Annotated in this window: 15 protein-coding genes; 2 read left to right on the forward strand and 13 right to left on the reverse strand. The window is 54.8% G+C overall.

All coding sequences use genetic code 11. The annotated features are described in order from the left end of the window. Nucleotides 1–17: 17 nt before the first annotated feature. The 4 genes from Q1A48_RS07080 to Q1A48_RS07095 form a co-directional block, all read right to left on the reverse strand. Nucleotides 18–593 carry a hypothetical protein gene (locus Q1A48_RS07080; protein ID WP_299942827.1) on the reverse strand — a complete coding sequence of 192 codons (576 nt, stop codon included), beginning with the start codon at nucleotides 591–593 and terminating at the stop codon, nucleotides 18–20. 266 nt (nucleotides 594–859) lie between these two features. Next, on the reverse strand, nucleotides 860–3,082 hold the full coding sequence (locus Q1A48_RS07085) for a TonB-dependent siderophore receptor (protein WP_299942829.1): 2,223 nt from the start codon (nucleotides 3,080–3,082) through the stop codon (nucleotides 860–862). 415 nt (nucleotides 3,083–3,497) lie between these two features. Further along, the gene (locus tag Q1A48_RS07090; protein WP_299942831.1) at nucleotides 3,498–5,276 is read right to left on the reverse strand and encodes a M28 family metallopeptidase; all 1,779 of its coding nucleotides are present in this window, start codon (nucleotides 5,274–5,276) and stop codon (nucleotides 3,498–3,500) included. 174 nt (nucleotides 5,277–5,450) lie between these two features. Further along, entirely contained in the window at nucleotides 5,451–6,575 is a 1,125-nt protein-coding gene (locus Q1A48_RS07095; RefSeq protein ID WP_299942833.1) for a M14-type cytosolic carboxypeptidase, read from the reverse strand. Nucleotides 6,576–7,247: 672 nt separating this feature from the next. On the opposite strand from Q1A48_RS07095, the gene Q1A48_RS07100 reads away from it, so the two are divergent. Together Q1A48_RS07100 and Q1A48_RS07105 are read left to right on the forward strand one after the other, a co-directional pair. Beyond that, nucleotides 7,248–7,730 (forward strand): hypothetical protein, encoded by a 483-nt coding sequence (locus Q1A48_RS07100; RefSeq protein ID WP_299942835.1) that lies wholly within the window; start codon nucleotides 7,248–7,250, stop codon nucleotides 7,728–7,730. A gap of 304 nt (nucleotides 7,731–8,034) precedes the next feature. After that, entirely contained in the window at nucleotides 8,035–8,913 is an 879-nt protein-coding gene (locus Q1A48_RS07105; RefSeq protein ID WP_299942837.1) for a DUF417 family protein, read from the forward strand. 500 nt (nucleotides 8,914–9,413) lie between these two features. Here Q1A48_RS07105 and Q1A48_RS07110 read toward each other — a convergent pair whose 3' ends face one another. The 9 genes from Q1A48_RS07110 to Q1A48_RS07150 all read right to left on the reverse strand — a co-directional run bounded on the left by Q1A48_RS07110 (nucleotide 9,414) and on the right by Q1A48_RS07150 (nucleotide 21,790). After that, nucleotides 9,414–10,790, reverse strand: coding sequence for an SLC13 family permease (locus tag Q1A48_RS07110; protein ID WP_299942839.1), 1,377 nt, complete (start codon nucleotides 10,788–10,790; stop codon nucleotides 9,414–9,416). Between the two features lie 918 nt (nucleotides 10,791–11,708). Beyond that, a complete protein-coding gene (locus Q1A48_RS07115) occupies nucleotides 11,709–12,593 on the reverse strand; it encodes an aldo/keto reductase (protein WP_299942841.1) in 885 nt (294 codons plus the stop codon). A 209-nt stretch (nucleotides 12,594–12,802) separates the two neighbouring features. After that, complete coding sequence (locus tag Q1A48_RS07120) at nucleotides 12,803–13,126, reverse strand: TfoX/Sxy family protein (protein WP_299942843.1); 324 nt, start codon at nucleotides 13,124–13,126, stop codon at nucleotides 12,803–12,805. Between the two features lie 1,026 nt (nucleotides 13,127–14,152). Continuing rightward, entirely contained in the window at nucleotides 14,153–15,571 is a 1,419-nt protein-coding gene (gene cysG / locus Q1A48_RS07125; protein ID WP_299942845.1) for a siroheme synthase CysG, read from the reverse strand. 90 nt (nucleotides 15,572–15,661) lie between these two features. After that, on the reverse strand, nucleotides 15,662–16,957 hold the full coding sequence (gene serS, locus Q1A48_RS07130) for a serine--tRNA ligase (protein ID WP_299942846.1): 1,296 nt from the start codon (nucleotides 16,955–16,957) through the stop codon (nucleotides 15,662–15,664). A gap of 56 nt (nucleotides 16,958–17,013) precedes the next feature. Further along, nucleotides 17,014–17,388 (reverse strand): fluoride efflux transporter CrcB, encoded by a 375-nt coding sequence (crcB, locus tag Q1A48_RS07135; RefSeq protein ID WP_299942848.1) that lies wholly within the window; start codon nucleotides 17,386–17,388, stop codon nucleotides 17,014–17,016. Nucleotides 17,389–17,405: 17 nt separating this feature from the next. Further along, nucleotides 17,406–18,749, reverse strand: a complete 1,344-nt coding sequence (locus tag Q1A48_RS07140) for a replication-associated recombination protein A (protein ID WP_299942850.1) — start codon at nucleotides 18,747–18,749, stop codon at nucleotides 17,406–17,408. After that, nucleotides 18,742–19,353 carry an outer membrane lipoprotein chaperone LolA gene (lolA, locus tag Q1A48_RS07145; protein ID WP_299942852.1) on the reverse strand — a complete coding sequence of 204 codons (612 nt, stop codon included), beginning with the start codon at nucleotides 19,351–19,353 and terminating at the stop codon, nucleotides 18,742–18,744. Before lolA ends, Q1A48_RS07140 begins: the two co-directional genes overlap by 8 nt. A gap of 94 nt (nucleotides 19,354–19,447) precedes the next feature. After that, entirely contained in the window at nucleotides 19,448–21,790 is a 2,343-nt protein-coding gene (locus Q1A48_RS07150; protein ID WP_299942854.1) for a DNA translocase FtsK, read from the reverse strand. Nucleotides 21,791–21,841 lie beyond the last annotated feature (51 nt).

The following is a 21,841-nucleotide window of genomic DNA, read 5'->3' on the forward strand; positions in this document are numbered from 1 at the left end:
GGGCACTGCACACCCGCTTATACAGCAGGCAACAGATACAGGCCGCTCGCCGCTAAAAACAGCACCAAGGCTGCACCCGGGCGCAGCAGTTTCCGATCAGCACAACACCAGACAACCGCCAGGGTCCAGAATGTGATGGCAACAAATCCCGCACCAATCAGGCGACTGCTGTCGACCAGATTGGCTACACCAAAGAACAACAGCCCTGCAGCCACGCCGCTCAGCGCCGGCAGAATAACCACCGCCAGGCATCTCGCAATACCACGCAACCCTATTAAATTCGCAGCCCTCGCGGGAGCAGGTTTGGTTGTCACCCTGTGTTTATCCTGTCGAGGTGGGCCACTGGGCCAGTCCCCGTTGAGCGCAATCAAACCAAAGACCCCCAACATGACGATCAGGGTGGCAATACTGATTCCATACTCAACACCGACCACCGCACTCCACCCCCAGGCGGAAACCACTACCAATGCCCAACCGAGCCAGCGGCGTACTGGCTGTACGCCAGTGTGCAACCAGGCCCTGTACAAAGTCACTATGCCGGCGAGGGCGCTGAGGCTGGCCAGCCCAGCGATGATGTAGATTGCATTTGGCATAAATACCACAAAGAAAGTCTTTGGCTCGCTCGATGAGTTCCCCTGAACAGACAATTTGTCCAGTCAATGCGTCACAGGGACAAGCCGCTACTGTCCCTGGCCGACGCACCCCGAAAACTCCTGCAATTTCGCCCAAAGGCGCCTGTATTGCAAGGACGGTGATCACATAGGGTTTGCAGGCCCTGTCAGATCGCCGGGATTATTGTTAAAAGGGCGAGACGTGTACCCGCACACACGCCATGCCGGTAAAAGCCCCGGAAGCAAACTCAGAAGGTGTAACGCGCTTCTGCCGTCACATAACGGCGCTCGCCGTAAAAACAGTCCCCGCGGCTCAGGCAAGAGGTGGTGTGGATTTCATCCGTCAGGTTTTTTACATTTAGCTGGAAATTCCAGCTTTCCAGGGTGTAGCCGATAGTTGCGTCGTACAGGGTGTAAGAGGGATTATTGGATGGAAGCTCCTCAAAAAAGCTATTCAAGACAGAGTAAGATACCTCATTCAAAAATGGGTTCGATAAAATAACTTCACGAGTTTTTTCCATTCCTGCATAGCTTTTCCCAACATGGCGCGCACCTAGACCAACTTTTAGGCCCTGAACCCATTCGCTTAAGTCGTAATTGGCCCAAAGTGAAAACTGCTCCTCAGGAATTGTTTCAAGTGGCGTGCCGATTTCATACGAAGCAAAGCTCTCTGTAATTTCAGTATCCAAATGACTATAGTTGGCCACCAGGCTCAGGTCACCCCACCGACCGGAAGCCTCCAGCTCCACACCATCAATTTCAACTTCACCCAATTGAACAAATGAATTTGGAGTTGAGGCATTTAAATCACGTGTCAGACGATTCTTCTGCGTAATTTCATAGGCGGAAGCGGTGATTAACAGACTTGTACCTTCAGGCTGATATTTAATCCCGACTTCAACCTGTTCACCTTCGATTGGCTTAAATGCATTATTTGTACCTGCTACAGGCTCAAATGACTCAGAGTAGCTTGCATAAGGTGAAATGCCATTTTCATAGGAATACATCACACCAAAACGCAGGGTAGTCGCATCTTCATCATAGGAAGAGCCACCCACTGTTTCAGACTTGGAGAAGTCCCGACGTAAACCGGTACTGAAAATCCAATTGTCATGGGTGATCTGGTCTTGAAGGTAAAAGCCCAATTGCTCAGTTTCAGTTTCAATATGTCGCCATTCGCTACGCTGCTCTAGCCCTGTGGGAACATAGCCATAGACAGGATTGAAAAGATCAATTTTACCACCTTCCAAAGGCAAACTGAGACGGTCATTGGCCGTTTTTGCGTCCTGGCGATCAAGACCAAACGAAATCTGATGCTCGAAAGGTCCAGTTGTCATTTCACCGGAAATACGTAAATCGAATATCAGAAGATCGCTTTTGGCATCACTTACAAAAACTGTACGATACACTTCCTGAACATTCGGATTGAGCATATTTACAGGATCATATAACACACCAGAAGGGAACATCGAATTGTAATCAACTTCACCCTCTGAATAGCGCAAACCAGCATTGAAACCCCAGTTATCGCTAAAGCGATGATCTATCCAGACACTGTAGGCGATTTGCTGAGTATCGTATTTATCCCAGTCGGGCTCGCTCAGGAAAGTGTCTGTGGGAATAGCCCCATGACTATTGTCAACACGAGTGCCGCCATAGGGTAAAAATGCGGCAGTGGTACCGGACTTATCATACTGATAATTGGCAAGGAAGGTAATTTCTGTATCCGCACTGGGGCGCCAGGAGATAGAAGGCATAAACAAAGTGCTGTTATCCTCTACATGATCCACCTGGGCATCGGCATCACGGGCATAACCCACTACGCGGTAGAGCCATTTGCCTTCATTGTCCAACGCACCAGTCACATCGCCGGCAATCACTTTGCGGTCGTAGTCACCACCCTGCACCATTAGCTCACCGCCAAATTCGCTCTGGGGACGCTTGGAAACCAGATTGACAATCCCGCCTGTAGAGCCCTGGCCGTAGAGCACAGAGGAAGGGCCTTTGAGGATTTCCACCCGTTCAAAAGCGTAAAGATTGGCACGGGCACTGGTATAGCTGCCAAAAATGGACTGCAAACCATCAATAAACATCACGGGGGCTACCCCGCGCACAGAGGACCAGTCACCACGAGCATCCACACCAAACAAACCGCCATTCACACCGGCGGAATATTGCAGCACATCCTGTACAGATTTGGAGCCGGTAGCATCAAAGAAGTTTTTATCGCGCAGTGAAATAGAAAAAGGCGTCTCATCGACCGGGATATCCAGCTTGCCGATAGAAGTCTGGCGGGACAGATTCAGCGTGCCGGTAACCTGAACTTCCTCCAGGCGCTCGCGCCGGTCTTCGGCTGCAATCACCGCAGTAGAACTGCCGGCAGCAACAGCGAGTGCCAACAGGGAGCGGCTGAGGCCAGCCACAACAAGAGACATATTTTGGCACAAACCTTGGTTTCGAGCGCTACCCATGGAGATCCCTCAGTACTCAATAAGACATGTATTGACCGCAGCGGAGTGTGTGGTCTCGAATTATGCAGATACTAATGGTAATGGTTATCACTTGCAATATTGTTGAGATGTTTTTTGCTATCAGTTGCGCCCCATTGTGCAAAGGTCCTGGCAAGAGCCCAGTGGAGTGCGGTATATGGTGGGGTTTGAGGGTATTGTTGTTCTCAGGCAGCCGATCCCTACGCCCCAGCAGGTGCTGCCTTTATTATTCCTCAAGCCAGGACTGCCAGAGAAAGGCCGGGATCTTTTCCTGTTTGTCAAATGCAACGGGAAGGAAAACGAGGGCAACGCCACGAGGGTACCCGGGCGGGATTGCAGCGGTACAGAGTCTGCACCGCTGCCGCAGGAGGGTCTATTTCAGAGTCGTCCGCCAGGATTATTTTCTGGCGCCGGCACTCGCATCACGGATTGCGCGAAACTCGTTGCCTGGATACCAGTTGGGCCAATCCTGATTATTGGCCAAGACCAGCCCCAGTTGCAGCCCCAACTGCAGGTCCATGGCTGCCCCCTTTAAATTCCACGCCGGATCATAGGCATCGCCCGGCTTGTGATAGTGATCGCTGAGATATTCCTCACCTTTGCGCCGAGCCCATTCGCGACCGTGCTCCAGGTTGTCGGTGCCGGAGTCAAAATACAGCATGGGAACCCCTTTTTTCGCCAAGCTGAAATGATCCGAGCGATAAAAGTAACCACGCTCAGGGTGCTCCTCGGGAACCAGGTAACGGCCCTGCGCCTTTGCGGCGGTCTCCAGCAACGGTTCCAGTTCGCTGCTGCCATAGCCGATAACAATAATATCCCGGGCTGGCCCGAGCACATTCATGGCATCAAAGTTTATGCCCGCAACCGTTTTCTCCAGGGGCGCAGCGGGGTGCTCAGCGTAATATTTGGAGCCGAGCAGGCCGGATTCCTCAGCGGTGACCGCAACGAAGACCAGTGAGCGGTCGGGGCGTTCAAGTCTTACCGCCTGGGCAGCCATGGCCAGCAGACCGGCAGTACCTGTGGCATTGTCCACGGCGCCATTGAAAATCTGGTCTTCGCCTTTGGCATTGCTGTTTACGCCCAGGTGATCCCAGTGCGCGGTGTACACGATCACCTCATCCGGGCGCTTCCGGCCCGGCAATTTGGCCACCACGTTGCGGGAATTGGAGGTTTGCAGGCTGTTTTGCAGCCGGATATTGGCCTTGAGGCCGAGTGCCTTTGGCTTGAAGTCGCGGGTTTTTGCCGCGGCCATCTCTGTTTGCAGATCCAATCCAGCGGAGCGAAACAATGCCCTGGCAGCATGGTTGGTCACCCAGGCCTCCACCGCGACGCGGTCGACATTGCGGTCGTCGGTTTCTAAGCTGATTTGTGCGCCGGACCAGGAACCGCTAACCACCTCCCACGGATAACCGGCGGCCCCGGTCTCGTGAATGATGATGGCACCCTCAGCACCCTGGCGGGCGGCTTCCTCAAATTTATAACTCCAGCGTCCATAGTAAGTCATGGCGTTGCCATTGAAGAGAGACTCGTCCTTGCTGGCATAGCCGGGGTCATTGACCAAAATAACGGCGGTCTTGCCGGACATGTTCAGGCCAGAGTAGTCGTTCCAGTCATTCTCGGGGGCAACAATGCCATAGCCAACAAATACCAGTTCGCTGTTCTCCAGGGCGGATGCAGAGGTTTGCCGCTGAGTGAAAGCCACCATGTCAGTGATTGGCTGCAGTACCTGCTCGACACCCGCGCCCGCAATGCGGAGGGGAGTGGATTCGATCTGCATCTCAACGATGGGCACCTGCTGGAACCAGCTCGGCTGGCCATCTGCACCCGTGGCGCCGGGTGTCAGCCCCAGCGTTTTAAATTGCTCTGCCAGATAGCTGACGGTCAGCGCCTCGCCGGTTGTGGCGGGGGCACGTCCCTCGAACTGATCGGAAGCGAGAACCGCAATATGTTTGTGCAGATCTGCAGCGATAGCATCGGCCTGGGCCTGCTCAACTTCACCAGGGGTGGGGCTGGAACCGGTGGTGGTCCCAACTGGATCCTGGTAACGGGTGTGGGCAGCTGCCGGTCCCACTGCCTGCTGCCCGGTCGCTTTGGGATCGCCTTGGCTGCAGGCGGTGAGTGCGCTGCCGACAGCGATAGTCAGGCCGAGGCGGCGCCAGAGGGATGAGATTTGCATAATGTTGTCCTGTGAGCCTTGCTGCACAGAATTATGCCTGATCTCGATCCATCTAACGACAGCTTGCAGAAGCCTGCTGTAATGGATAAGGGCCAGGTATCGAACAAAAGCCGTCAAAACGCACCTGCCCGATACCGTATACAAGGGACATTCAGAGGGGCATTTGGCCTGGCCCTACGGCAAGGTTTTCAGCACTGCCCGGATCGGGTAGAGGATATCGCGGGCCAACTGCTGGCTGCGGGCGGGGGACCACCCCTCGATCGGATCGGGCAGCTTGTCATTATCCTTAAAGGGCATCTCCAAGGTCAGGGCCAGGGTGCGAAACTGGTGCCCGGCCCAGGCGGTGCCTATGGACAGGTTGGCTTCACCGGGCTTGTCGCGCTCGTAGCCGTATTCGGTCTGGAAATCCGGACTGATCGCCTCGTAGGCACGTTTGAAGGTCTCCTCCTGTTTCGCATGGCGGTCGTCATAGCCGGGAATGCCCTCACAGGCAGCGACAAAGTTGTAGGGCAGTGCCTCGTCCCCATGAATATCCAGAAAAAGTTCCCCGCCGAGCTCCAGCATTTTCTGTCGCACCAGAAAAACCTCCGGACTGCGCTCCAGGCTGGGCTCAAGCCATTCACGATTCAGGTTTGCCCCCGCCGCATTGGTGCGCAGGTGGCCGCGCACACTACCGTCGGGATTCATATTCGGCACCACATAAAAAACGGTATCCGCCAGAAGACTTCGGGCTGTAGGGTTGGCCTCGTCCAGCAGCGCATCCAGAAAGCCTTCCACAAACCATTCCGCCATGGTTTCCCCGGGGTGCTGGCGAGCGATCATCCAGACCCGGTGCCTGGCACTACTGACAGCCCCAACCGTCAGCATGGTCATATCGCGACCGTCGAGGGTCTTGCCGAGACTCTGCATGTGTACCTGATCGCTGCTTTGCGCCCAGGCGAGTAAATCCAGGTGCCGCTCCCAGGAATAAGGGGCGAAATAGGCGAGATAGATACTTGGCTCATCCAGCGTTACGGCGAAATCCAGGCTATTTCCGTCATAGCTGGCGCCGAGACGAAACCAGTGCTGGCGGTCGTAGGAAGCGCACACCCGGTAGTTTTCCCATCCCTCCGGATAGGCGGACTTACCGGCATTCACAATGCGCAGGGGATAACTCGACCCTCTCTCCCCCTCCAGGCGAAAGTGAAACCACTGATAAAAATCGGAATTGTGGTCCTGGCGGATGGCCAACTCAACCGGATTGGTAGTGGAATTGACAACTTCGATATTTCCGCTGTCGAAAGCACTGGTTATATTCATACACGCCCCCCTTTTTTGTTGCTGGGCGCAGGATACAGGGCTCGAGCATTTTTTTCAGGCGCCTGGTGGGGGAAACTGCCACTTTATAAGTAAATTGTCATGTCACCCATCTGATAATTTGGACCGCTTGCAGAAGAGGGGTTGAGGGAATTTGCGCCGGCAGTTACCAGCCCATAAAAGAAAAATAGAACTTGCACTGCACACTTGTGTCAGCTGCCGGGGCGTCAATCCCCCGGTCAAGGAGGCACAATGAGGCCAGTTGTGCAAATAATAAAAAAGCACGGTACCGGATTCGATACCGTGCTTTAGCCAATCCCTGGCGGCACCTGCTGCGACTACTACTCCCTGAAATTTCCGGTGTCGGTCCCAGACAAATGCTTGCTGCCCGGACTGTTCACAAGTGCGTCACTCCACACTGTCAGAAATCAATGACATCTCCATAACATTCCGTAGCAGGCGCTGATTAAAGTTTAGGCAGCTTTTATTGCACTTTGTTGCACCCTGGTGCAGATAGGCGTAAATTTAGTGGCTTTTCCCTTTACCCATGGAAGGATATTTGGCTGGGCAGGCGAGAATGGCGATCCCTTCTCTGGAATTGGCCTGCTGGACCCGAGGCCGGACAGCAGACTGGGATTCCGGATTTGATCATAAGCTGAAAGAGGTTAGAAGTTCATGGGTAGTAGCATTAAGCGCAGTATTGCCCTTAGCAGTGTATTGGTGATGGTAATGAATGTCAGCGCCTGCGGTTATTTTCTGTATCCTGAGCGCAAAGGCCAGACGGGCGGTCGCGTGGACCCGGCAGTGGTTATTTTGGATGGCGCCGCACTGCTTTTTGGGTTTCTTCCCGGTGTTGTAGCCTTCGCAGTAGACTTCACCAATGGCACAATCTACCTGCCGCCGGGCAGCCCCTCGGTAATCGACCGGCACACCAGCAGTGTCGATACAGACAAGGTACAAAAAGTGACTGACGAAGATGGCCACGCCTGGCTTCAACTATCTATTGAGGGCAAATCTGACGATAGTGGGGATCTGGCAGATCTGGAGGTCATCCTGACAGACGTTACCGGGCAAAAAGTGGATGCTGATGACATTGTCTGGTTGCAGGATGCCGCAGCTTTGCAGGCAGCCATCACCGCTCAAGTCGCGGCACGTTAAGCGCTCCATTAGACGGGAGCTGAACTTTTACCCGGCGCAGAGAAGTACCCCCGTCCGCCGCAGTCTGTTCTGGGCCTTTCGTATACCGGCAGGCCCAGAGACGCCGGTTATTCCAAGAGGGCAATCCCCGGTGATTGTGAGCAGGTAATGGCTAAGGGTTTTTACTACCCTGTCAGAGGCATAAGAACCGGGCTCATCACCCCATCCTTAACAAAATACCATGCCAAAAGCCCTGTCGTCGCAGCAATCCTGAAATACGGCGCATTCGGCACTTTTTTCTTCCAGCCCAGCAGGAGCAAAAATTATGAGTCTCTCGTATTTTTATAATATTCCCGAGCGTCACGTTTACACAATCGCAAACTGGATCATGGTGGTGTACCTCGTCTGGACCGGCGTTCTCTCATTCGGAGAAACCGGCTCCCAAATAATCAGTAACTGGTTCAGTCAGCATCTTCTCTTTTCAAAAATCGACATACCGTGGATGCTTTTGGCATGGCTGATCGGTGCAGTAAAAATTGTGATCGCGATCGGGCTCAGCCAACGTAATCGGCATAGCAGGCGTTATCAATGGTCTGCACTGGCCGCTTTTATACTGCTGATTGCCCCCACCACGCTTCTGCTGACAAACCCGGTGTGGGTGGCGTCCTACGGCGGCTTCCCGTTTATCGGCTCGGGCCAGGGAATCATAAAGTACTTCTCCATGGCTGGCGTGGCCCTGTACTTGTATGCCTCCAGTAGGTCTTCACAAGGGTGTCGGCGCATTGCCATTGGTCTGTGCATTTTTGGCGTCGCCATTGTGATGGGGTGGATTGGTGCGATGAAATTCACCGCCTTTGAGGCGCAGGGTATTTTCCCCCTGATGAGCACCAATCTCTTTTTTTCCTGGACTTACACTGTTTGGACTACCCAGGGGGCCTCAAATTTCATTGGTATCGTCGAATTACTGTTCCTGGTAACGCTGCTACTCGCACCGGTATCCAAACGTATTGGGTTGTTCGGTCTGGCCGGCATCCTGGCCACAGCGATCGGAACCACAACCTTTCTTTTCAATACCCCCGGGTATGACCTCTTTATTCTCGATCTGAATACAACAGGTCAGTTCATCATCAAAGACTGGCTTCTGTTTGCAGCCGCATTAATCTTCTACAGCGCTATGACACGCCGGGAAGGATCCACCACCTAACGAAAGCATGCAACGGGCAGAGCCCCCCAGGGGCTCAGTTCAGTGTTATCGCTCTTTTTGCCCCCAGAGCGATCAGGGGCCGCCAATTGAGGCGGCTACCCCTTACTACCGGGTCGGAGGGAAAGAACACCCCTCTCCCAAGACGCGCTGTGAAATCATCACTGTACGCTCGTAATCGGCATCCATGTCTCATACGATCCTGGCAGCGGGGTATTCTTCCCTCCAGCCTTGCTAGCAACTGTGTCATAGAGAAGTTCTCTACCGCTTGAGCAGAAAAGTGGTCGGACTCAGGGAGTCGATCATTTTGTGGAACCGCACAGCCGTGGACGCCTGGACCCGAAATACCCTGTGCTGCTGCCCCCGCACTTCCCCGGGTCTTATACACCGGGAAGGTCCGCCTGTGCAGCGGATAGGTTTTTGCTGCACACAACTGTTTTTCGGTGCGATACCCTGCAATTCTTGGCTGTTACCCTATCCGGCAACCTCCCCCGCTGGAAAGCCTAGCCCAATAGTAGCCAGGCTGTACCGGCAATAATCAGCGATGCAGTCACACTCAGCACCGCACCCTCACGCACCATATCCTGCATACGCACTTTTCCGGTGCCGTAAGCGATCGCATTGGGTGCTGTGGCCACCGGTAACATGAAAGCGCAGCTGGCACTCATGGCGGCCGGTATCATCAACACCATCGGATCGAAACCTGCAGAAGTGGCCGCTGCCGCAAGTATCGGCATCAGCAGTGTAGCTGTAGCAGTATTGCTGGTAATTTCTGTGAGGAAGGTGACACCGAGACAGAGCAATAGCAACATCACCCAGAGGGGCATGGCGGTCAGGAAGGAAAGTCCGCTGCCCAGCATACTGCTCAGGCCCGAAACGGAAAAGCCTTTGGCCAGGGCGAGACCACCGGCAAAGAGCAGCAACATGCCCCAGGGGATTGTCTCAGCGGTCTGCCAGTCGAGCAAGCGACCGCCTTTCCCGTCGGGAATCATAAACATGGCCACCACAGCGGCAATAGCGACTGTGCTGTCTCCGGCAGAGGCAATATCCAGCCACCCACTCCAGCCGCCAAAGGGGGCATTGCGGGTGATCCAAAAAGCAATGGCGAGGCCAAACACCAGCAGTGTGCGCTTTTCCTCTGCACGCCAAGCCCCAACCGCCGGCGGTTCGATTACATTTTTAAGATGGACACCGCGGGTAAGCCAGAGCGTCATAATCGGCAGAGTGGTCACTACTACAGGAAGACCGATCTTCATCCAGCTCACGAAACTGAACGTCCGACCGGTTACCTCCTCATAAATGCCCATAAAAATAACATTTGGAGGCGTACCCAGCGGCGTACCCACGCCCCCGAGACTTGCGCCATAGGCAATACCCAAAATCAGTGCAATGCTCAGTCGTTGATTTTGGATACGGGAGAGAATTGCCAGGGCAATGGGCAGCATCATTAGAGTTGTGGCGGTATTCGAGATCCACATACTGAGAAAACCTGAGGCCAGCATAAACCCCAGAACCAACCGCCGACCGGAGGATACGCCAACGATGCGCAGCATATACAGGGCCAGGCGCTCATGGGCCCCACTCTTTTCCAGAGCCTTGGACAAGATAAAGGCCCCCATGAGCAGCATAATCACATGACTTCCCAGCGATGCCGCCACCATTTTATAATCGGCCACCCCGAATAAGGGTAGAAGTATAAAAGGCACCAGAGAAGTTGCCGGGATAGGCAGTGCCTCGGTAATCCACCAGATCACTGTAAGCAATGTAATAGCCGCAGTGACCGCAGGCAGATACGCCAAATCTAGCTCACGCAAAAACACGTAAAAAAAAACGGCCAACAACGGCCCCAAAACGACAAAGCGCTGGCGCGCAATCGACATACCCACCCCCCAACAATCCAATCTCCCCCAGGCACTATGTGCACCAGAGGAAAATGCCCTTTTTTTCTGTAACCAAAGCGCCGGTCGCTGCCACCCTACTTTTCCGTTACTTCTTAACCAAACACATCCCAGAGTTCCTCCAGGATTACCCCTGAAACATCGCCTTAAATGGGCGAAGAAGCTCGCGCATCAAGGATAATACGGCCCGCAGTGTCATAACACCTCCCTGTCTAAGTATACACCGCTATGATTTGGGAAATTACTACCGGTTCGGAAGGAAAGAATACCCCTTTCCCAGGACGCGCTGTGAATACATCCCTGTATGCTCGCAATCGGCATCCATGCCTTAAACGGTCCTGGGAGAGGGGTATTCTTCCCTTCTGCCATGCTAACCGCGCACACAAGTATCGCGTGTATAGAAATCGCAGAAAATCCTAAAGCAGTATATCCAATAGGATGGAAATCTGGAAACAACGATGCCGGGCCAATGACTCTAACGGACATGGCCACCCCGATATCACGAGCATTAATTAGGATTTACCGGACCGGATCAAGCAAAGTAATGTCACACTGAACCTAGGATAAGGTATACGAATATCCTGCCATCTCAAGTGCAAATCTGAAGATGCGTAACCCGGAAGATAAGCTGTAGCTGGCCATCTACTGGAAACGTGGATAGCCCATTGCGCTTTGGCCTGGTCCTAAGGTAACACTGGAACCGCTGGCGATAAAATAACTGAATCCTTTCGTCAAATCTATCAAAAATCCCGCAGCTTCAAATTAAGATATCCAACCCCCCGACCTCGCAGCAGGCAAGGGATGCACTGCTCCGTTACTGCGCAAGGCCATTAAACCTCAACAGAGCCCCACAGACGACTATGCAAATGTGAGACGAGCTCCTCAAGATTCAATAATCCGTTAATCTGGCACCTTTACAGTCAAATTATTCTTATGTGCATAATCCGGATCACCTCCAAGCCGCTTGTTGCAATTCAGGCCATTGATTGCTCCAATATCATTATTACTCAAAGTAAACCCTGACAATAACAAATTGCTGCGAATGTTATCCAGTTTTTCTGCCTTGGGGATCACAATACGATGCTGTTGCACATTCCATTTCAATATGACTTGTGCCGGAGACACAGAATGATTTTCTGCGATTTCTACAATTAATGGGTCCACTATCGGTTTTTCACTCTGTGGCACACCACTCCAGGAAGATCCGGAACCCAGGGGAGACCAACAGCTAATAGCAATTTTGTGAAACTGGCAGTAATCTACCAGCGGCTGCTGGGTGAAATAAGGATGTAATTCAATTTGATTGCAGACCGGACGAATCTCGGCAAATGTAGCAATTTGTTCGATATCCGTCTTGCGGAAATTCGATAAACCCAGGGCGCGTACCTTCTTCTGCTGATACAGCGCCTCCATAACCTCCCAGGTTTCCCGGGTATAGGCTGGCACTGGCCAGTGAATCAGGTAGAGATCCAGATATTCCAGTTGCAAACGTTCCAGGCTGCGCGCGAAGGCATCGTGGGTTTTGCTACGCCCCTGCTCGGTATCCCAGATTTTACTGGTTATAAAAAATATCTCCCGCGGCAGGCCGGATTCCCTGATCGCGCGCCCCAGGGCGCGCTCATTGCCATACACAGAAGCTGTATCAAACTGCCTATAACCGATCGATATCGCCTTTAGAATGGTATCAGTGACATATTCATTATCCTGTTGCCAGCCGCCCACAGCGGCCAGCCCCATGCCGACCTGGGGAATCTGCACGCCATTATTAAACTCGATAAAGTACATAATCGATATCCCTTCCAGCTACTGCGCTGTGCACTGAACACCACTTCCTATGGCTAAAATTATCCGCTCTCGGCGGTATCGAGTGTAAGAGGTCACCCCCTGTTTCTTGGAAAATCCTACAGTATATAGGTAATGTAATGCCATTCTTTCACTTGCGAGACACTAAAATCACCTTGCAGATTGGTTTAGGTTGAGTATGGTCTCAGACTTTATTTGGGAGGCAGCGAACCGGCGAAGTTAACGCCGCGGCTCACCCAATTGTCAAGGTCTTCGGCAACGGCATCCTCCTCAACATACACCATCCCTTTCAAAGGACGCCCGGTATAGTCCATTGGGCGTGTGTAGCGCTCCGCCAGCGCCTCCTGATAGTGATCAGGCCCTACCCTAACCATCAGTTCTTCGCCGACCACACCACAGGCCATGTTGCCATTTAACATAAACGCCAAGCCCCCAAACATCTGTTTTTCACTGAGGCCCTGGTTTTCCTGTATCAGATTGCGCACTTTTTCTGCCAGGGTTTTGTTATACGCCATAACAATCTCCTTAATTTCTTTTACCGAGCGGGAAGCCATATTTCCACAGTCGCTACAAACCGCATAAATGCAAATTTGACAAAAGTAAACTCCACTGAAGACAATTCGCCGGAATAGTCCGCCTTCCTAGACGGTTGCGGCGGGTTATTGACAAGTGTCTAATGATGGGTACAGATATCATCCCAAGAGAGAAAAACAACTGCGCCCATTCCAGACAGTCTGCAAATATACCCCTACAGGATCGCGACCGGTCACCACACATCATATGGCTCTGGTAGACGGAGCCCCATCCCCTACCCTGCATAAGCAGCTGCATCCTGGCGATAAAATTTATATTGAATAATCATTTAAGTGTAGCAGGAAATAGCAAGACTTCTTCTTGATAAGATGCCGACGCAATAGGAGCACTACATCAGTAAAAAGTGGATTTTAACGACATGCACCTTCTGAATAAATCGCCAGGCCGGTGGGATATTCACACTGCTTTTTCAAATATTGATACAAGGGAATATGGTAAATGGCAATTCCAGTGGAATTTACTTGTTGTATCTACCATGCCCGATCTTAATAAGCTATTCACACGAATTTTTTCTGTACGTCAGGGTCACGCTTTCCGGCATTTTTGGCAACGTCTAGAATCGGATTTCTCGAACACAACTTATTTGTAGAATACGGATACGTCTTACATAGGAACAATTGCTGTTATTTGGATGAAACTGCGCTTCTGTCAGGTAAAAACTCCGAAAGTGGACATTCAGGGCCTGAACCAGAGCTGACAGAACACCTACTGAATACCCAACGACCTTTGGCACTTGTAGCGTATTGCAACTCATACGTCTCGATCAGTATTTGGCAACACTTTGAAACAGCGCTCTCCCCTTCAATAAAAGCGGTCGCGGGCGTGCGCAAGCATTTTTCAACTGTGCTTCGGCTTTTGGCAAATACTGAATGCCCATGTGTGGTCGCAACGTCTTTTTGTCAATGCGTTTCACGCAACAGGCGTTGGGATCTGGTCTGTCGCCGGAATCAATTGCCACAGACAGGGGGCTGGAGATCTGACTGGTCCCGCTGATACCAGTGCAATTTCTCATGCAGGCTGACAACGCCACCGACGATAGTCAAAGTCGGCGCCTTTACTGCCTTGTTTTGCGCGAGGTCTGGTAGTGTCTTGAGGTCACCCACAATGACCCGCTGCGCCGGAGTTGTTCCCTTTTCGATCAGTGCCGCGGGCGTTTCCGCTGAGAGACCGTGGCGGGTGAGTTCGGTGCAAATGGTTCGCAGGCCCGTCAAGCCCATATAGAAAACCAGGGTTTGGCCAACAGAGGCCAATTCGCTCCAGGGCAAATCGAGGCTGCCTTCCTGCAGGTGTCCGGTAATAAAACGCACTGACTGGGCGTAATCGCGGTGCGTCAAAGGAATACCCGCATAGCTGGCACACCCGGACGCAGCGGTAATGCCCGGCACCACTTGAAACGGTATGCCGTGCTCGGCCAGTTTGTCGATCTCTTCGCCACCTCGGCCAAAAATAAAGGGATCTCCTCCCTTCAGACGCAGTACCTTTTTGCCTTTGTTGGCTAAATCCACCAACAGCTGGTTGATATCGCTTTGGGGAACCGAATGAAACGCTTTTTTCTTGCCAACATAAATGCGCTCGGCATCCCTGCGCACCAGGTCCAGAACCGCCGGGGATACCAGGCGATCATAGAGCACGGCATCGGCCTGCTGCATCAGACGCAGGGCGCGAAAGGTCAGCAAATCGGGATCTCCAGGGCCCCCGCCCACCAGGTAAACCTCGCCAGTCGGTGCAGGACTGCCCTGCCAGACCTGCAGGGCATTGAGCAATGCTTTTTCCCCTTCCGCCAGCTTCCCTGCCTCCATACAGCTGGCGACTGGGCCTGAGAAAACCCACTCCCAAAAATCCTTGCGCCGCGCTTCGGGCAATGCGGCTTTTACCCTGGTGCGCACACGGGCGGCAAGCTCCACCAGGGCGGCAAGCCCCGGGGATAGCAGCGCTTCGATCTGGGCGCGGATACGCCGGGTAAGCACCGGCGCAGCACCGCCACTGTTAATACCAATCGAGAGATCGCCGCGCTCCACCATTGCGGGAAAGGTAAACGTACACAACTGCGGCGCATCCACCACATTGACCGGCAGGTGCCGGGCGCGCGCATCGGCAGAGACCTGCGCATTGACCTCCGCACTATCGGATGCCGCGATCACCAGTTCAGCCCGCTGCAAATAATCGGCGCAGTAGGTTGTCTCAAACAGGGCTCCGTTTGAATCGGACACCAGTTGCCTGAGTTCGGAGGCAATCTCCGGGGCAACCACCCACAGGCGGGCTCCCGCCTTGCATAGCAAGCGGGCTTTGCGGGTGGCAATGGCGCCTCCACCCACAATCAAGCAAGGGCGGTTTTGGACATCAAACGCGAGAGGGAGATAGCGCAACGTCTTATCCCATTAAGTGGCAGACGGGAACAGTATTCCTCCAGAATACCCGGGGTAGTTAACAACCCGGTAGCCGGCCAGAGTGCCGCATCAACATTGCGCGGGAGAAGCAGCTATCACTTCCCGGCCGCCCATATAGGGACGCAACACGGCCGGAATTTCCACACTGCCATCTTCGCGCTGGTAGTTCTCCAGTACCGCAACCAAAGCTCGGCCCACCGCGAGGCCGGAGCCATTCAGGGTATGCACCAGCTCCGGTTTGCCGGATTCCGGGTTGCGCCAGCGGGCCTTCATCCGGCGCGCCTGGAAATCACCCACCAGGGAGCAGGAGGAAATTTCCCGGTACCGGTCCTGAGACGGAATCCAAACCTCAATATCGTAGGTCTTGCGCGCGGCAAAACCGATATCTCCACCACAGAGTGCCACAGTGCGATACGGCAGCTGTAACTTTTGCAGAATGGTCTCCGCATGCTGCGTCAGGGTTTCCAGCGCCTCGCCAGACTGGTCCGGGCGGGTCACCCACACCAGCTCCACTTTTTCAAACTGGTGCTGGCGAATCATGCCGCGGGTGTCGCGACCATGGGAGCCGGCCTCGGAGCGGAAACAGGGTGTGTGGGCCACCAGTTTGTGCGGCAGGGAATGGCTGTCTTCAACAATATGGTCGCGGTACAAATTCGTCAGCGGCACTTCCGCAGTCGGAATCAAATAGAAGCTGCGCTCGTCTCTCAGTTTGAACAGGTCTTCCTCAAACTTCGGCAGCTGCGAGGTGCCATACAGGGAATCCCCATTCGCAATGAACGGCACATTGGCCTCTTTGTAGCCGTGCTCTTCAGTGTGAATATCCAGCATAAACTGGGCCAAGGCACGGTGTAGTCTCGCCACCGCTGCGGTCATTACAGCAAAGCGTGAACCTGTGAGCTTGACGGCCACTTCAAAGTCGAGACCGCCGAGCCCGGTACCCAGGTCGACGTGATCTTTGACTTCAAAATCAAAACAGCGCGGTTGTCCCCAGCGCCGGATTTCAACATTATCGTCCTCGCTCTCGCCCTCTGGTACCGACGCATCCAGCAGGTTCGGAATCGCGGACAGAATAGCAGCCAGCTCCTGCTGCAGTTCAGCCAGCGTCTGTTTGGCACTTTGCAACTCGCCGCCCAAGGACTCCACCGCTTTCAGCAGGGGGGCGATATCTTCTCCGGCGGCCTTCATGCGCCCAATATTTTTCGACTTGCTGGTGCGCTCATTTTGCAGATGCTCGGTGTGGACCTGCAGCTCTTTGCGGCGCGCCTCAAGCGCTGTCAGTTTGACCGTATCCAGTGTCACACCACGCTTTTTCAGCGCCGCGGCCACCTGGTCCATATCCGTGCGAATCAGTTTGGGATCGAGCATTGTTTCCAGTTCGCCTGTGCTCAGGCGCCTACCACAAAATATTAAATGGATGTTGTTTAAAAATACCGTGTCGCCAGGGCGACAGCGACTCCCGTGGCTGCCAGGCAGCAAACCAGGCTGCCGAGAATATAGCCAATGGCCACGAATGGTTGGCCATTGTGCCACAGTATCAGGGTATCCAGGGAGAAAGTGGAGAAGGTTGTGAGCGCACCAAACAGGCCCGTCATAAGCAGGAGCCGCCACTCCTCCCCCAGCATCGCGCGGTGAATGATCAGTACGTAGACGATTCCGATTAGAAACGAACCGAGCACATTGACGATCAGCGTACCCAGGGGAAACTTGCCGCCGAAAACCGGGTAACTCCAGATGGTGATCAAGTGGCGAAGCACTGCCCCCAAAGCGCCACCCAGGGCAATTGCCAGCCACTGCATTTCGTTTCCCCCGCAGTTCAGGTGTTATCTGTGTAACGCTGAACGGCACTGGTGCGGTTCAGGCGGCGCAGTGTGTCCAGTTTCTCTGCGATTTTCAGTTCCAATCCGCGCGATACCGGATGATAGTATTGCCGACCGGCAATGGCCTCGGGAAAGTAGTTTTCCCCCGCGGCAAAGGCATCGGGTTCATCGTGCGCATAGCGATACTCGGCCCCGTGGGACAGGCTTTTGGCCAGCTTGGTGGGCGCATTGCGCAAATGGATCGGCACCTCGTAACTGGGGTCGCGGCGGATATCCGCCACCGCGCGCTTATAGGCGCTGTACACCGCATTGCTTTTGGCCGCCACCGCCAGGTAGAGAATCGCCTGGGCGATGGCCAGCTCCCCTTCCGGGCTGCCGAGCCGCTCCTGCACATCCCAGGCATTGAGCGCCGACTGCAATGCGCGGGGGTCTGCGTTGCCGATGTCTTCGCTGGCCATGCGCACCACCCTGCGCGCGATATACAGGGGGTCGCAACCGCCGTCGAGCATACGCACAAGCCAGTAGAGCGCCGCATCGGGATCGGAGCCCCGCACCGATTTGTGCAGTGCCGAGATTTGATCGTAAAAATAGTCACCGCCCTTATCGAAGCGCCGCACATCGGCGCTGAGCACCTCGGCGAGCACGGCTTCATCGACCTGCAGCGCCCCACCTTCCTCTGTGGCCAGGTCACAGGCAACTTCAAGCAGGTTCAGGGCACTGCGCGCATCCCCATCAGCGGCGCGCGCAATCTTCAGCAGCACCGCTTCTGGCACTGTGACATTGCGATCGACCAGTGCATCGTCGGTTTGCAGGGCGCGCTGCAGCAAGGCCAGTAAATCCGCTTCCGAAATACTGCGCAACAGGTAGACCCGGCAGCGCGACAGCAGCGCGTTATTCAGCTCAAAGGCCGGATTTTCCGTGGTGGCACCGACGAAGGTTACCGTGCCCTCCTCTACATAGGGCAAAAAAGCGTCCTGCTGGGCTTTGTTGAAGCGGTGTACTTCGTCCACAAAAAGGATGGTGCCGCGACCGGATTGCACCCGGCTCTGCTCGGCCTCCGCAACGGCCTGGCGGATATCCTTGACCCCGGCCAAAACCGCGGACAATGTCGAGAAACGGGCATCGCATTCCTGAGCCAGGAGCCGGGCAAAGGTGGTTTTGCCAACGCCCGGCGGCCCCCACAAAATCATCGAGTGCAACTGCCCACGCTCCACCGCCTCACGCAGCGGTTTCCCCGTTCCCAATAAATGCGACTGGCCCACATAACCGACCAGGGAGATGGGCCGCATCCGCGCGGCCAGGGGCTGATAGTTCCGGGGGGACTGAAACAGATCACTCATCTCTAATAACGTCGGTACCTGCGGGTGGTTTGAAGTCGAATACCGAGGCGGAAAGCTCGGGGTTGGCCTGAATGTCACTGAAAGTGATCTCGGTAGTCTGGCCCATGCTGTCGCGCACCGTAATCGCCGCGGGCAGCCCGTTTTTGGCAAAACCTATTTCCATGGCTTTAAAGGGCGCCGAGGGATTTTTCGGAACCAAGTGGTAGACGCCGTCTTTCAGGGAGACATTGAACGAATTGCGAATCTCTGCCACCTTGCCGCCGAGTAAGAGCGCAGGTGTTTCTTTGATACGCTTGTCCACCGGCCGTATCGTCACCTGTTCCAGATCCGGATCGTAAAGCCACAGGGTTTTATTGTTGGTCACCAATAGCTGCGCGTAGGGATCCCCGGTTTCCCAGCGCAGTTTACCGGGCCGCTGTACAGAAAAGCTGCCACTGCTCTTCTGGGTCACTTTGCCGCGCTCATCAAGCAGGGTCTGCTGAAAATTGCCCGACAGCGCAGCGAGGGGCATAAGTCGCTTGCTGAGGTCATCGGTGGCATCGGCCCAGGCCCCTGCGGCAGCAACACTCACCGTCAACAGTAGACTGTGCAGAATGCTTTTCATAGTTGGATTCCAGTAGGTTGAGTTCACAAAGCATAATGGCGGGCCGGTGAACAGGCGCTTAACCCTCTTCCTGCCCGTCCGATGGCGCGCTCATTCAAGGGGGTGGGGGGGCCAATACCTCCCGGTTGCCGTTGTGCCCGGCCGGGGACACAACCCCTGCGGCTTCCATGGCGTCAATAATACGTGCGGCACGATTGTAACCAATCCGCAACTGGCGCTGCACAGAAGAAATGGAAGCCTTGCGTGATTTCGTCACAAAGGCGACTGCCTCATCGTAGAGGGCATCCGCTTCGGGATCCTCGCCCTCCCCCTCTTCAGATTGCAGCCCGGGCACCGGTATACTGTTGTTACTGTCATCGATAATGCCATCGATATATTCGGGTGTACCGCGTCGGCGCCAGTCGGCCACCACCTTGTGTACCTCGTGATCATCCACAAAGGCACCGTGCACCCGCACCGGCACACCGCTTCCCGGAGGCAGGTAGAGCATATCGCCATGACCGAGCAACTGCTCCGCCCCACCCTGGTCGAGAATGGTGCGGGAATCCACCTTTGAAGAAACCTGGAAACCGATACGGGTGGGCACATTGGCTTTGATCAGGCCGGTGATGACATCCACTGAGGGACGCTGGGTGGCCAGCAGCAGGTGAATACCCGCCGCACGGGCTTTTTGCGCGATACGCGCGATCAGTTGCTCCACCTTCTTACCGACAATCATCATCATGTCGGCAAACTCATCGATTACCACCACGATGGCCGGCAGCTTGTGCAAAGCCGGGGCCGTTTGTTCCCCTTCCGGAACGCTGGACATGGGGTCCGGCTGCCAAAGCGGGTCGGCAATGGGTTCTCCCGCCTCTTCGGCTTCCTCCACCTTGCGGTTAAAGCCCGCCAGGTTGCGCACCCCCAGCGCGGCCATCAGCTTATAGCGGCGCTCCATCTCCCCGACGCACCAGCGCAGACCGTTGGCGGCGTCGTTCATATCCGTGATGACTGGCGTCAGCAGATGGGGAATACCCTCGTAAACCGACAGCTCCAACATCTTCGGGTCCACCAGGATCAGGCGCACCGCTTCCGGCGTCGACTTGTACAACAAGCTGAGCAGCATCACGTTGACGCCCACGGACTTGCCGGAGCCCGTGGTGCCCGCCACCAGCAGGTGTGGCATCTTGGCCAGATCCGCCACCACCGGCTGGCCGGAGATATCGTGTCCCAAAGCCAGGGTCAGGGGGGATTTGGCAGCTTCGTAAACATCGGCAGACAGTACCTCACTCAAGCGCACAATCTGGCGATTCTCATTTGGGATCTCAATCCCCACCACTGATTTACCCGGGATGACCTCGACAACACGGACACTGATCACCGCCAGCGAGCGCGCCAGATCCTTGGCCAGATTGGAAATCTTGCTGACTTTAACCCCGGCTGCCGGCTGAATTTCAAAACGGGTGACCACCGGGCCAGGCAGCACAGAGACCACTTCAGCCACCACACCGAAGTCCTTGAGCTTCAGCTCCAGCAGACGGGATAACCCCTCCAGGGATTCCCGCGAGAAACCCGCCTTTTTATTCTGGTCCGCCGGGTCCAGTAAGCCCAGCGGTGGCAGAGCGCCGGTGACCGGACCGATTTTGAACAGCTCGCCCTGCTTGTCCTTGGTCGCGCGGGGACTCCGCTTTGGTTTTGGCGCCAGCGCTTCGATCTTCGGCGGCATTCTCTCCACACTGCGCCGCCTCTCCTCCTCCAAAGCGGCTTTGCGCACCACTATGGCCTCCCGTGCCACACGCTGTTCAGCGCGTTTTTGGCGCCAGTGTTTGTAGAACCGGCCGAACAGGGCGAAAAATCCAAGCGCAATGTGGCCAATGGATTCGGCCAGCCTGAGCCAGGAAAGTCCGGTGAACACGGTGATACCAATGGCAAAAATTGCCAGCAGTAAAATGGTTGCTCCCACATAGCCGAGGCTGGCTCCGGCGGCACCGGAAAGGGCCGCACCGATAATACCGCCATTGGAAAAGGGCAGCGGGGTCTCAGCCGGCGCGAAACAGAGGGTTGCCAGCGAGGCGCCGCTGGCAAGTACCAGCAGCAGGCCAAACACCCGTAGCAGGAACAGGGGCCCGTGAAAACGGGCACTGCGATCACGCAGAATGCGATAGGCACGCCAACCAATCAGCAGGGGCAACAGGTAAGCCATCCAACCCAGCAGAGACAGGCCTACGTCGGCAAGCCAGGCCCCGGTGGGCCCAATTGCATTTTGGAACTGATCGGTTTGCCCTACATGGGACCAACCGGGGTCCTGTGCATCGTAACTCAGCAGACTGATTGCCAATAGCAACGCCCCCGCCAGCAGGGCGATCAGAGCCCCCTCTCTGATTAAGCGGGAAATCAGCGGATCCGGCAGGGTATCGCTATTCGCAGCGGTTTCCTCGGTTGCACTCTCGGCCTTCAAAGACTTTCCTCAATACAGTTTTGTTGTTGCCAATACCCCGGCAAGGGGATC

The sequence above is a fragment of the uncultured Microbulbifer sp. genome (genome assembly GCF_947489355.1).
Lineage (GTDB): Bacteria > Pseudomonadota > Gammaproteobacteria > Pseudomonadales > Cellvibrionaceae > Microbulbifer.

Bases quoted from the DNA above. Each gene is read 5' to 3' on its own strand.
- crcB (WP_299942848.1), bottom strand. From the start codon at position 17,388: ATGCAGTGGCTGGCAATTGCCCTGGGTGGCGCTTTGGGGGCAGTGCTT.
- serS (WP_299942846.1), bottom strand. From the start codon at position 16,957: ATGCTCGATCCCAAACTGATTCGCACGGATATGGACCAGGTGGCCGCG.
- Q1A48_RS07140 (WP_299942850.1), bottom strand. From the start codon at position 18,749: ATGAGTGATCTGTTTCAGTCCCCCCGGAACTATCAGCCCCTGGCCGCG.
- Q1A48_RS07105 (WP_299942837.1), top strand. From the start codon at position 8,035: ATGAGTCTCTCGTATTTTTATAATATTCCCGAGCGTCACGTTTACACA.
- Q1A48_RS07095 (WP_299942833.1), bottom strand. From the start codon at position 6,575: ATGAATATAACCAGTGCTTTCGACAGCGGAAATATCGAAGTTGTCAAT.
- Q1A48_RS07080 (WP_299942827.1), bottom strand. From the start codon at position 593: ATGCCAAATGCAATCTACATCATCGCTGGGCTGGCCAGCCTCAGCGCC.
- Q1A48_RS07100 (WP_299942835.1), top strand. From the start codon at position 7,248: ATGGGTAGTAGCATTAAGCGCAGTATTGCCCTTAGCAGTGTATTGGTG.
- Q1A48_RS07110 (WP_299942839.1), bottom strand. From the start codon at position 10,790: ATGTCGATTGCGCGCCAGCGCTTTGTCGTTTTGGGGCCGTTGTTGGCC.
- Q1A48_RS07085 (WP_299942829.1), bottom strand. From the start codon at position 3,082: ATGGGTAGCGCTCGAAACCAAGGTTTGTGCCAAAATATGTCTCTTGTT.
- Q1A48_RS07090 (WP_299942831.1), bottom strand. From the start codon at position 5,276: ATGCAAATCTCATCCCTCTGGCGCCGCCTCGGCCTGACTATCGCTGTC.
- Q1A48_RS07115 (WP_299942841.1), bottom strand. From the start codon at position 12,593: ATGTACTTTATCGAGTTTAATAATGGCGTGCAGATTCCCCAGGTCGGC.
- lolA (WP_299942852.1), bottom strand. From the start codon at position 19,353: ATGAAAAGCATTCTGCACAGTCTACTGTTGACGGTGAGTGTTGCTGCC.
- Q1A48_RS07120 (WP_299942843.1), bottom strand. From the start codon at position 13,126: ATGGCGTATAACAAAACCCTGGCAGAAAAAGTGCGCAATCTGATACAG.